The organism is Mesorhizobium sp. M1409, from assembly GCF_040317535.1.
GTDB lineage: Bacteria > Pseudomonadota > Alphaproteobacteria > Rhizobiales > Rhizobiaceae > Mesorhizobium.
This window is the reverse complement of the sequence record NZ_JAMYKV010000012.1, coordinates 128,381-138,979: the sequence shown is the minus strand read 5'-3', so window position 1 is coordinate 138,979 and position 10,599 is coordinate 128,381. Positions and strand designations below refer to the sequence as shown.

General features: G+C 62.0%; 11 protein-coding genes and 1 riboswitch. Of the genes, 5 read left to right on the top strand and 6 right to left on the bottom strand.

What is annotated here, in order from left to right; all coding sequences use genetic code 11:
- Positions 1 to 79 precede the first annotated feature (79 nt).
- The 4 genes from NKG99_RS12870 to metX all read right to left on the bottom strand — a co-directional run bounded on the left by NKG99_RS12870 (position 80) and on the right by metX (position 3,801).
- Positions 80 to 1,087, bottom strand: a complete 1,008-nt coding sequence (locus NKG99_RS12870; protein WP_352867956.1) for a glycosyltransferase — start codon at positions 1,085 to 1,087, stop codon at positions 80 to 82.
- A 121-nt stretch (positions 1,088 to 1,208) separates the two neighbouring features.
- Positions 1,209 to 2,009 (bottom strand): Stf0 family sulfotransferase, encoded by an 801-nt coding sequence (locus NKG99_RS12865; protein ID WP_352867968.1) that lies wholly within the window; start codon positions 2,007 to 2,009, stop codon positions 1,209 to 1,211.
- An 11-nt stretch (positions 2,010 to 2,020) separates the two neighbouring features.
- Entirely contained in the window at positions 2,021 to 2,635 is a 615-nt protein-coding gene (metW, locus tag NKG99_RS12860) for a methionine biosynthesis protein MetW (protein ID WP_352867954.1), read from the bottom strand.
- On the bottom strand, positions 2,632 to 3,801 hold the full coding sequence (gene metX / locus NKG99_RS12855; protein WP_352867951.1) for a homoserine O-acetyltransferase MetX: 1,170 nt from the start codon (positions 3,799 to 3,801) through the stop codon (positions 2,632 to 2,634). Before metX ends, metW begins: the two co-directional genes overlap by 4 nt.
- Before the next feature lie 112 nt (positions 3,802 to 3,913).
- Positions 3,914 to 3,991, bottom strand: a riboswitch (SAM riboswitch).
- A gap of 135 nt (positions 3,992 to 4,126) precedes the next feature.
- On the opposite strand from metX, the gene hisC reads away from it, so the two are divergent.
- Both hisC and NKG99_RS12845 read left to right on the top strand, forming a co-directional pair.
- Positions 4,127 to 5,236, top strand: coding sequence for a histidinol-phosphate transaminase (gene hisC / locus NKG99_RS12850; protein ID WP_352867949.1), 1,110 nt, complete (start codon positions 4,127 to 4,129; stop codon positions 5,234 to 5,236).
- Between the two features lie 6 nt (positions 5,237 to 5,242).
- Entirely contained in the window at positions 5,243 to 6,178 is a 936-nt protein-coding gene (locus tag NKG99_RS12845; RefSeq protein ID WP_352867948.1) for a prephenate/arogenate dehydrogenase family protein, read from the top strand.
- A gap of 7 nt (positions 6,179 to 6,185) precedes the next feature.
- On the opposite strand, the gene NKG99_RS12840 is transcribed toward NKG99_RS12845, so the two are convergent.
- Positions 6,186 to 7,109 (bottom strand): sugar kinase, encoded by a 924-nt coding sequence (locus NKG99_RS12840; RefSeq protein WP_352867945.1) that lies wholly within the window; start codon positions 7,107 to 7,109, stop codon positions 6,186 to 6,188.
- A gap of 10 nt (positions 7,110 to 7,119) precedes the next feature.
- On the bottom strand, positions 7,120 to 8,118 hold the full coding sequence (locus tag NKG99_RS12835) for a DUF2125 domain-containing protein (RefSeq protein ID WP_352867943.1): 999 nt from the start codon (positions 8,116 to 8,118) through the stop codon (positions 7,120 to 7,122).
- 151 nt (positions 8,119 to 8,269) lie between these two features.
- On the opposite strand from NKG99_RS12835, the gene NKG99_RS12830 reads away from it, so the two are divergent.
- From NKG99_RS12830 to NKG99_RS12820, 3 genes are all read left to right on the top strand, one after another.
- A complete protein-coding gene (locus tag NKG99_RS12830; RefSeq protein WP_352867940.1) occupies positions 8,270 to 8,791 on the top strand; it encodes a gamma-glutamylcyclotransferase in 522 nt (173 codons plus the stop codon).
- A gap of 122 nt (positions 8,792 to 8,913) precedes the next feature.
- Positions 8,914 to 9,861 carry an aldo/keto reductase gene (locus NKG99_RS12825; RefSeq protein WP_352867939.1) on the top strand — a complete coding sequence of 316 codons (948 nt, stop codon included), beginning with the start codon at positions 8,914 to 8,916 and terminating at the stop codon, positions 9,859 to 9,861.
- 90 nt (positions 9,862 to 9,951) lie between these two features.
- Positions 9,952 to 10,578 carry a LysE family translocator gene (locus tag NKG99_RS12820; protein ID WP_352867937.1) on the top strand — a complete coding sequence of 209 codons (627 nt, stop codon included), beginning with the start codon at positions 9,952 to 9,954 and terminating at the stop codon, positions 10,576 to 10,578.
- The last annotated feature ends 21 nt before the right edge of the window (positions 10,579 to 10,599 follow it).

Genomic DNA, 10,599 nt, shown 5'->3' with positions numbered 1-10,599 from the left:
ACAGCCCTTGCCTGCAACTCACGCGCTCGCAAAATCCCCGCTTCAGACCTACGCCAAAAGACAGTGTGAGATATCCGGGCTAGCTGTGCCCGACATAGTCAGGCACGGTCTCGATTTCGTCGCGAACCATGCCGGCAGCGAAACTGAACTGGCCCCAAAACGCCAAGCCATAAAATGCCTGACCGACAATCAGGGAAAATGGAATTTGCCAAAGCGGCATCCCTGCTTCTCGGGCATGGCCGACAATACGTCGTGTTGTGCGCCACGACATGGTGAACCATCGGCTGAACGACTTCGCCACCCGTTGCGTGCGGCTAGGCGCGCTAAGCTCCACATATTTGCGGTCGGCATCGCGACCGGTTACCAGTGCACGCCAGTAAAAGAATTTCCAGCCACGTGGCGAGTAATGGTAAGCGCGTGCATTGACATTATAGATCTTGTGACCTTCAAGTTTTAGCTTGCGCATCAGCAATGTGCAGGAGACTTTGAACCCATTATGTTTTGGAAAAGGATTTTTTGTAATCCAGTCGCGCCGAAAAGCTATATTATTGGCATTAATTGCCCTCTTTGAAGCAAATCTCCCGTCTCCATGTGCCATTGGAAAAAACCAAATCAAAGCAAATGTTCTAGAAAAGAAGTCATCATGCAATAGGTAGGTATATCCGTTCACGCAAACAATTTCAGATTGTGCGAACGGCTCAAGTAAAGTTGATAGCCATCCGGGTTCAGCTACGGTATCTGAGTCGGATAAGACAATTACGTCCCCATCGGCTTTCAAGATTCCATTATTCTTCAGGTCGTAATATCGCCCTCCTGGGCAAGCGGCAAAGATGACGTCGGCAACTCGTTCCAGTTGCGGCGCTTCCGCTGTGATGTCGCTACGAAGCGTTTTTGCATCCGCCTCTGTTCCGCCGTGGGAGATGACAACCTTCGGTCTGGCCAAGCCGGCTGAGGAAACCGAAGTGATTTCACGCGCCAGCGCCTTCAGTCCAACGCCGACTTCGCCCCAATCTATGGATTTGGCGTTCTCCATTTCCAAGACGAGCGAGTATGTTGCGCGTTCCTCAACCATCTCTGCACCGACCATTTATCAGCGTCTAGGTGGCTATCGTCGCCGCAACCCAATGTAAAGACAACCCTACGGATCAAGCGGCAGTAGATTCGCAAAGCGCTCCTTGTCACCTATGATCTTCACATCGCCTTTTCGATCAGATCGGACGCTGGCCCAGGTTTCTAAGAGTGCCGAAAGCGCGATGATTGCTGAGGTTGAATTTTGAGGGGTCCGAGTATTGCGACAAGAAGCGCTCCCTCCACTCCATATTGACGTTGTCTCGTTGGATTTCGAGACCTGAACTGGGGGCTGGTGCAGATTCAGCAGATTCAAATGTGAGTTGCGCGCCTACCAGACCCGCGACTTTCTCAAGGCTGGCCTGTGGATTTGCCAAGAGTTCCTCGTATGTCAAGGACAGGAAAGACAATCCGTTTTTTGCAAGCCAGATGTCCCACGACAGATTCTCCAGCACGATTTTTTCAAGGGCCTCCGCTATCGATGCGCCGTCATAGCGTGGTGAGTTCTGAACAGCCTCAGTAGAGCGAAACCGACCGGTCTGACGAGCGCGTGACCAAGAGATTGCCTGACCAAGGAGATCGCGGCGAGTCAAGCGCACGTAGTGCAGTCCTGGAAGGCTGGCTGGGAGATCCACAGTCTTGGCCACCTGCAAAAACTGGCTTGCAAACAGTTTGGCAGCGTAAATTCCAGAGGGAGACCGCCCATCTTTCAATGCACGCAAAACCTGGGCACGGGGATCGCGAGGATAGTTCGGCATTGCGAGAACACGGCGGCCACCGAACCACTCGAGGGGGTTGCCAAGCTCGGTGGCCGCCATCAATCCGGCCAGATGATTGCTGCCGCTGCGCGGTGAGGTGCAGATGAGAATTCCGGCTTTCAACCCAGCCAGCATTTCCGGCGGGATTTCAACTGGCAGAGGGCGCCTACGAAAAAGATGCATGGCGATCAAGACTACCGCTTCAGCAAGAACACAGCCTGCTGGCCGAAGAAATTCCAGAACCACCACGGCATCGACAGGCCGATCTTCTGGCCATTGGCGTCGAGTGCGGTTGCTTTTTCCACGGTTGCGCCGAGTTCGTCGCACAGATTGACGAAGTCGCGGATGGTGCAGAAATGGATATTGGGCGTGTCGTACCAGGAATAGGGCAAGTCCTTGGTCACCGGCATGCGGCCGTTGAGGAACAGCGAAAGGCGCACGCGCCAATGGCCGAAATTGGGGAAGGACACGATCGCCCGGTTGCCGATCCTGAGCAATTCGTCGAGCACCAGCTTCGGGTTGCGGGTGGCCTGCAGCGTCTGCGACAGGACGACGAAGTCAAAGCCCTTGTCGGGATAGAATTCGAGGTCCTTGTCGGCATCGCCCTGGATGACCGAGAGGCCGCGCGCCACGCATTCGTTGACGCCGCGCTGCGACAGCTCCAATCCCCGGCCATCGACCTGCTTGCTGTCTTGCAGCAATTCGAGCAGCGAGCCGTCGCCCGAGCCGACATCGAGCACGCGGGACCGCGGCGGGATGAGATTGGCGACGACCTCGAGGTCGACACGCTGGTCGCGGTTGACGCTCATTGGCTCAATCCTCTCGCCCGGGCCGCCGAGCCGATGAAGCCATTGATGGCGGCAAACAGTTCCGGCTCGTCGAGCAGGAAAGCATCGTGGCCGCGATCGGTCTCGATCTCGACGAAGGATACCGACGCGCCGGCCGCGTTGAGCGCATGCACGATCGAGCGGCTCTCCTCGGTCGGAAACAGCCAGTCCGAGGTGAAGGACACCAGGCAGAAGCGGGTTTTGGTGCCGGCAAAGGCGTCGGCCAACCGGCCGCCATGGTCGGCGGCGAGGTCGAAATAGTCCATCGACCGGGTCATGTAGAGGTAGGAATTGGCGTCGAAGCGATCGACGAAGGTCATGCCCTGGTGGCGCAGATAGCTCTCGATCTGGAAGTCGGCGTCGAAGCCGAAGGTCAGAGCTTCGCGATCCTGCAGGTTGCGGCCGAATTTCCGGTGCAGGGCGGCCTCCGACAGATAGGTGATGTGGGCGGCCATGCGCGCCACCGCCAAGCCCTTTTCCGGGCGTTTGCCGTGTTCGAAATATTTGCCGCCATGCCAGTCCGGATCGGCCATGACAGCTTGCCGGCCGACCTCGTGGAAGGCGATGTTCTGCGAGGAATGGCGCGCACCGGTGGCGATCGGCAGCGCCGAGAAGACGCGCTCCGGGTAGCTCGACGCCCATTCCAGCACCTGCATGCCGCCCATCGAGCCGCCAAGCACGCAGAACAGCTTTTCGATGCCGAAATGGTCGATCAGCATCTGCTGCGCGCGCACCATGTCGCGGATGGTGATGATCGGCAGGTCGAGCCCATAGGGTTTGCCGGTGGCGGGATTGGTCGAGGCCGGTCCGGTGGAACCCAGACAACCGCCGATGACGTTGGAGCAGATGACGAAGAAGCGGCTGGTGTCGATGATCTTGCCGGGGCCGATCAGCACCTCCCACCAGCCCGGCTTGCCGGTCACCGGATTGGTGCTGGCGACGTGCTGGTCGCCGGTAAGCGCATGGCAGACGAGGATGGCGTTGGAGCGGGCGTCGTTCAGCGTGCCATAGGTCTGGTAGGCGATCTGGAACGGCGACAGCAGCGTACCGGCGTCCAGCTTGAGCGGTTTGTCAGGCCCAAAACGCAAAACCGGGCTCGATGGCTGGTCGGCCTCGTTGTTGGTTTTGCGAGCACGCAGAGCGGCCATTGCATCCATCTCACACCTTGATCCCTGCACCGTGCTTTTCGAAAATCGATGCCGATGCGGTATCCGGCCGGCGCGGACAACAAAAAACCGGCATTGCAGTCGCAAAGCCGGTTACAGGATGCAAACGGCCCTTTAGCAAGTTGTTTAACGTGGCTGCAAGCCGACCGGCCAAATCACCACGGAAGTTCGCACCCTTCTAGGCCCGTGGCGTGCTGGCGTCAACGGCCAGCCTTTGTCCCGAGGCGGTCACCTCTCGACATTGCGGGCCACGGCTTGTATTTCCGCTGCGGCTTCCCTGAGGAGCGTTCTCGACGGATTTTACGACATGAGCCAGACACCGGACAAGGCACGTCCAACCCCGCGCGCGGGCATCATGGACATCGATGCCTATGTGCCGGGCAAGAGCACGGCGCCCGCCGGCATCGCCAAGGTCTACAAGCTGTCATCGAACGAGAACCCGCTCGGTCCGTCGCCAAAGGCGATCGAAGCCGCGCGCGAGATTGCCGGAAAGCTCGATATCTATCCCGACGGCACCGCCAGGCGGCTGCGCGAAGCGATCGCCGAAGTGCATGGCCTGAACCCGGCCAACATCATCTGCTCGAACGGCTCCGACGAGATCCTCGGCCTGCTGGCGCAGACTTATCTGGCGCCCGGCGACGAGGCTGTCATCACCGAACACGCCTTCATGGTCTACAAGATCTACATCCAGTCGGCGGGTGCCGTTCCGGTGACGATCAAGGAAAAAGACGAGCGCGCCGACATCGACGCCATCCTGGCCGCCGTCACGCCGCGCACCAAGATCGTGTTCCTCGCCAATCCCAACAACCCGACCGGCACCTATGTGCCGTTCCAGGAGGTGCGCCGGCTGCACTCAGGTCTGCCCAAGCACGTGCTTCTGGTGTTAGACGCGGCCTATGCAGAATATGTCCGCCGCAACGACTACGAAGCCGGCATCGAGCTCGTCGGCAGCGCCGAGAACGTGGTGATGACCCGCACTTTCTCCAAGATCGGCCTTGGCGGGGCGCGGATCGGCTGGATGTACGGGCCGATGCACATCGTCGACGCAATCAACCGCGTGCGTGGCCCCTTCAACGTCAATGCAACGGCGATCGAGGCCGGCATCGCGGCGATCCGCGACCGCGCCCATATCGAGCGCAGCATCGCGCACAACGAGACCTGGCTGGCATGGCTGAGCGAGGAGTTCACAAAGCTTGGACTGCGGGTGACGCCGAGCGTCGGCAATTTCGTCCTCGTTCATTTTCCCGAGGACAACAAACATTCCGCAGCTGCGGCGGACGAGTATCTAACGGCGCGCGGCTATATATTGAGGCGCGTTTCCGGCTACGGCTTTCCCAACGCGCTGCGCATGACCGTCGGCACCGAAGAGGCCAATCGCGGCGTTGTCGCCGCACTCACGACATTCCTGAAAAGCTAGAACACCATGACATCACCGATGTTTGAAAAGATCGCGCTGGTCGGCATCGGCCTGATCGGCTCGTCGCTGGCCCGCGTCATCCGCCGCGAGGGTCTGGCCCACCACGTCGCTATCTCGACCCGCAGTGCCGCGACGCTGGCGCGAGCGAAAGAACTTGGGCTGGGCGATAGCTACACCACCGATGCGAAGGAGGCGGTTCGCGATGCCGATCTGGTCATCGTCTCGGTGCCGGTCGGCTCGTCCGGCACCGTGGCCGAGGAAATCGCACCGGCGCTGAAGCCGGGCGCGATCCTGACCGATGTCGGCTCGACCAAGGCATCCGTCATCGCGCAGATGCAGCCTTATGTGCCGGCCGGCGTCCACTTCATTCCCGGTCATCCGCTGGCGGGCACGGAAAAATCCGGCCCCGATGCCGGGTTCGCCGACCTGTTCGACAATCGCTGGTGTATCTTCACGCCGCTGCCCGATACCGACCCGGACGCGCTGGCACGGCTGTCGGAATTCTGGCGCCGCTGCGGCGCCAACATCGACACGATGGATCCCCAGCATCACGACATGACGCTGGCCATCGTCTCGCATCTGCCGCACATCATCGCCTACAACATCGTTGGCACCGCCGATGATCTGCAGTCGGTAACCAAGTCCGAGGTGATCAAATATTCGGCTTCCGGCTTTCGTGACTTCACGCGTCTTGCCGCCTCCGACCCGACGATGTGGCGGGATGTGTGCCTGCACAACAAGGATGCCATCCTCGAAATGCTGGCGAGGTTCTCGGAAGATCTGGCGTCGCTGCAACGCGCGATCCGCTGGGGTGACGGCGAAAAACTCTTCGACCTGTTCACCCGCACCCGCGCCGTGCGCCGCTCGATCATCGAGGCCGGCCAGGACATCGACGTGCCCGATTTTGGCCGCCAGGCGGTCGAACACCCGGCAAAGACCTAAGTCTGTTTCAGGCGGGCCAGGTCGCGGCAACCATGGCCAAAGTCTCGGCGCGGTCCGGGGCACCAAGCCTGCCGCCGAAGTGTAGGCATTTGAGCGCGGCGGCCGCACTGGCAAAGCGCAGCGCCTGCTCGACCGGCATGGCTTCGGCCATCCCCACGGCGAAGGCGCCGTGAAAGACATCGCCGGCCGCCAATGTGTCGACCGCTTTGATTCTCGGCGCCGCGACGTGGCGCACACAGCCTGCGGAACGGTCGTGCCACCAACTCCCCGCCGCGCCGCCAGTCACCGCGACAAAGGCGTCGGTGCGGCTGGCGAGATCGGCGCAAGCCGTTTCCGGATCGAGCGCCTGGCCGCAGACAATGCGCGCCGCCGGCTCCGATGCAACGATGTGCGTGGCGAGCGGCAACAGCTGTTCCAGGACCTCCAGCGGCGCGGTGTCGGCATCGAGGATCGCCGGCCGACCATCGGCGCGCGCCGCCTTCAGGGCAAGTGCTGCCGCACCTGGCCAGCGGACATCGACCAGTACGGCATCGAATGCGGAGAGGTCGGCGACCGGCAAGGCTTCGGGATCGGCCTGGGCAAGCCTGTCATAGAACGGCACGATGATGCGCTCGCCATGCGCGTCGACCAGAATCGAGGCCAGCGCCGAGCGGGCGCCTCTGACGCGGCGCACAAAGGTGCAATCGACGCCTTCGGCCTCGACGCTGGCGATGAGCTGGTCGGCGATGACATCGTCGCCGGCGCTCGCCCACAGCGATACCTCGGCGCCCAGGCGATGGGCGGCGCAGGCAGCGCTGGTGGCCATGCCCGAGGCGATCTGGACGCCGTCGGAGGCGATGAACTTGCCCTGATGCACGGGCAGTGTCTCGACACGCAGGATGGTGTCGAGCGTCAGCGCGCCGACGCTTAGAAGTTTTGCCGGTCTGTTCATACTGGGATGCTTAATTGAGCGGCTTGATCTTGCCCAGTGGGATGAAGCCGAACGAGGCCTTGCCCTTGACCACCTTGAGCGGCATCGACGGTTCGTTGCCGAGCACCGCCAGGGCAGAAAAGCCCTGCTCGATCTGGCTTTTCTGCTCGGGTATGGCGGCACCGAGGATGGCCGCCACCGCCTTCGGGTCCTTCAGCCTGATCATCAGATCGGCGTTGACCAGGCCCTCGGCATCGACCGAGAGCGGTCCCGAAACAGTGATGCGCGCCGTCCCCGACGACAGGTCGAGGTTGCGGATTTCGATCGCCTGGCCGCGCAGGCTTTTCACCTGCGTGCCAATCAACGCGACGCCGTTCTTCAGCGTTGCGTCGCCGCTGGCATCGAGCGCCGGCAGCACGCGCCCGCCGATCGCGCCGGGGTCGATCTCGAGATCGCCGAAACTGCCGAGATAGTCGATGTCCGACCCATTCGGCCGCAGTTGGCCGGCCGCCTTGCCGGCGCTGAACAATTGCACCGGGTCGGTATCGTCGGCCGGATCGGTCTGGCCGGACAGGCCCTCCGCCTCCAGGGCAATCCGCTGCGGTAGCGGCCACCACAATTTGACGTTGGCCTGCAGATTGTCCCAGTCGATCCACAGCGGCGCCATGCCTGGAACGGAAGTCCTGAGCGGGCCGCGCAGATTGGCAACCGGTGACAGAGGCTGGATGATCTGGGCGGCTGCGTTGAAGCTGCCGGCCGAAGCGGCGATGTTCCTGGCATCGTCCTCGTAAGCCAAATTGTCGCAGGAGACGGTAAAGCTCAGGGGATAGCCGCTGACCTGGAGGTTGGCGCAGCCGGCTTCGACGCCAGTTTTGTTCAGCGTGGCAACCGCCTTGTCGGCCTCGCTCCTGACCCGGTCAGCCAGATAGAACCAGCCGCCGCTGTAGATGGCAAACAGCACCACGACGAGCGCGGCAAGCCACAACAGGCGGCGACGTTTACTCGGCTGGCGTTCGTCACTTGACGTCATGCTTTGGCTCTCGTTAACGCATGGGTGTTGCGGACGGACAGTCGATCCCGCCAACAATAGGTAGACAGAGACGAATAGGTAGACGGGGACAGGCGGAAAAGACACCGGTCCCGGTGCGGTGTTGGCATCTTTTGCAATCAGGCGCGGCGATATGGGCGATTTTTGGGTGTTTGGCTATGGTTCGCTGATCTGGCGGCCGGGTTTCGCGCATGTCGAGACACAGCGTGCCCGCCTGCATGGCTACCGGCGCTCGCTTTGCGTCTATTCCTTCGTGCATCGCGGCACGCGTGAACGGCCGGGGCTGGTGCTCGGCCTAGATCGTGGCGGCTCCTGCATCGGCTTGGCGTTCCGCGTTCCCGGCGACTTGCGCGACGAGGTCATCGCCTATCTGCGCGAGCGCGAATTGGTCACCAACGTCTATCTCGAGCGCTTGCTCAAGATTCGTCTCGACGGAGGCCGGACGGTCGAGGCGGTGGCCTATATCGTCGACCGCCAGCACGAGCAATATGCCGGCGCCCTCGACGCGGCGGAGGCGGCGGCCGTGGTGCGCGGTGCGGCCGGCCAGTCCGGCATCAACGAGGACTATGTGCTGAGCACTCTGGAGCACCTCGAGGCGCTGGGCATTCGCGACCACTGGCTGGAAGAGGTGGCGCGGCAGGTCGCGCCTTTGTGAAGCTGGCGCTGCGGAAAAAGGCGGCCAGGCTTTTGACCTCGATCGGTCAAGACCTAGGTTAGGCTCCGAACCTCAGCCCCGCGGGCGCCATTCGCCCGCCCCAATTATCCCGGAGATACGCCTTGCAGAAACGCCGTCTCGGTCGCACCGACCTTTCCATCGCGCCGCTGGTTCTGGGCGGTAATGTCTTCGGCTGGACCGCCGACGAGAAAACCTCGTTCGACCTGCTCGACCGCTTCGTCGGCGCCGGCCTCAACACCATCGATACGGCGGACGCCTATTCGCGCTGGGTCTCCGGCCACAAGGGCGGAGAGTCGGAAACCATCATCGGCAAGTGGATGAAGGACCGTGGCAATCGTGACAAGGTCATCGTGGTCACCAAGGTCGGTTCGGATATGGGGCAGGGCCACAAGGACCTGTCCGCCGCATACATCGAAAAGGCCGTCGACGCATCGTTGAAGCGGCTGCAGACCGACACAATCGACCTCTATCTGTCGCACTGGCCGGACCCGACGACGCCCTACGAGGAAACTCTTGGCGCCTATGAAAAGCTGCTCGCCAAGGGCAAGATCCGCTATGCCGGCTGCTCGAACCTCGACGCCGCTCAGTTGCGCGCCGCACTCGATGTGGCGAGCCTGCGCAGCCTGCCACGCTACGCAGTGCTGCAGCCGGAATACAATCTTTACGATCGCTCGTCCTTCGATGGGCCATTGCGCGATCTGTGCGTGGCCGAGGACATCGGCGTCATCACCTATTTCAGCCTGGCCAAGGGCTTTCTCAGCGGCAAATACCGCCGCGAGGCCGATCTTGGCCAAAGCCCGCGTGGCGGCGGGGTGAAGGACTATCTCAATGCGCGCGGATATCGCATCCTCGCGGCACTGGACGCGGTCTCGGCCAGGCATTCGGCCAAGCAAGCGGAAGTCGCACTTGCCTGGGTGATCGCGCGGCCAGGTGTGACCGCGCCGATCGCCAGCGCGACCAAGCCCGAGCAGATGAACAGCCTGATCAAGGCGGCGTCGCTGAAACTGAGCGGCAACGACATGGCCGAACTCGACAAGGCGAGCGGCTGAAGCTTTCGGCGACCGCTCCTCGCACGAACGTCCAAGACCACCCTCTCGTCTTGCCATACCGTTTTTCGCAGGGGCAAGGCAGAGGGTGAGATGACTGAGCCGCTGCTTTCGCAGCCGGACCTTTGGCGTCAGCTGCTCGCGCTGGTGCTTGCCGCCACGGTCGTCATGGGCAGCCCGGGGCCGGCAACGATAAGCGTCACCGCCGTCGGTGCCGCCTTCGGCCTGCGCCACTCGCTGGGTTATGCCTGCGGGATCATCCTGGGCACGATCGCCGTGCTTTTGGTTGTCGCGACCGGGGTCATGGCTGTGCTCACCTCGATGCCGAAGCTGGCGCCGCTGCTGGCTGTCGCGTCCGCGGCCTACATTCTCTATCTCGCCTTTAAGATCGCCACGGCACCACCCTTGGCGGCGCGCGCTGGCGAGGCTTCGCGTCCAACATGGCTGGCCGGGTTTCTTCTCGCTGTCGCCAACCCAAAGGCCTATGTGGCGATCGCCGCCGTGTTCGCCGGCGCTTCGTCGAAACAAGGCGTCGCTGAGATCGGTCCATGGCTTGGGCTGACGGTTCTCGCCCTGATGATCGTCGCCATCCATGCGGTGTGGCTCGTCGCGGGAGCAGCGTTCGCGCGGTTCCTGCGCCAGCCGGCAACCTCGCGGATCGTCAATTTGGTCTTTGCCGGGACGCTGGTGTTGACCACCGCGCTGGCCGTGTTCCGCTGAAAACTGGCCCCGGAGTTTTCG

Coding starts and splice junctions, on each gene's coding strand:
- NKG99_RS12870 (WP_352867956.1), bottom strand. CDS start 1,087: ATGGTCGGTGCAGAGATGGTTGAGGAACGCGCAACATACTCGCTCGTC.
- NKG99_RS12865 (WP_352867968.1), bottom strand. CDS start 2,009: ATGCATCTTTTTCGTAGGCGCCCTCTGCCAGTTGAAATCCCGCCGGAA.
- metW (WP_352867954.1), bottom strand. CDS start 2,635: ATGAGCGTCAACCGCGACCAGCGTGTCGACCTCGAGGTCGTCGCCAAT.
- metX (WP_352867951.1), bottom strand. CDS start 3,801: ATGGCCGCTCTGCGTGCTCGCAAAACCAACAACGAGGCCGACCAGCCA.
- hisC (WP_352867949.1), top strand. CDS start 4,127: ATGAGCCAGACACCGGACAAGGCACGTCCAACCCCGCGCGCGGGCATC.
- NKG99_RS12845 (WP_352867948.1), top strand. CDS start 5,243: ATGACATCACCGATGTTTGAAAAGATCGCGCTGGTCGGCATCGGCCTG.
- NKG99_RS12840 (WP_352867945.1), bottom strand. CDS start 7,109: ATGAACAGACCGGCAAAACTTCTAAGCGTCGGCGCGCTGACGCTCGAC.
- NKG99_RS12835 (WP_352867943.1), bottom strand. CDS start 8,118: ATGACGTCAAGTGACGAACGCCAGCCGAGTAAACGTCGCCGCCTGTTG.
- NKG99_RS12830 (WP_352867940.1), top strand. CDS start 8,270: ATGGGCGATTTTTGGGTGTTTGGCTATGGTTCGCTGATCTGGCGGCCG.
- NKG99_RS12820 (WP_352867937.1), top strand. CDS start 9,952: ATGACTGAGCCGCTGCTTTCGCAGCCGGACCTTTGGCGTCAGCTGCTC.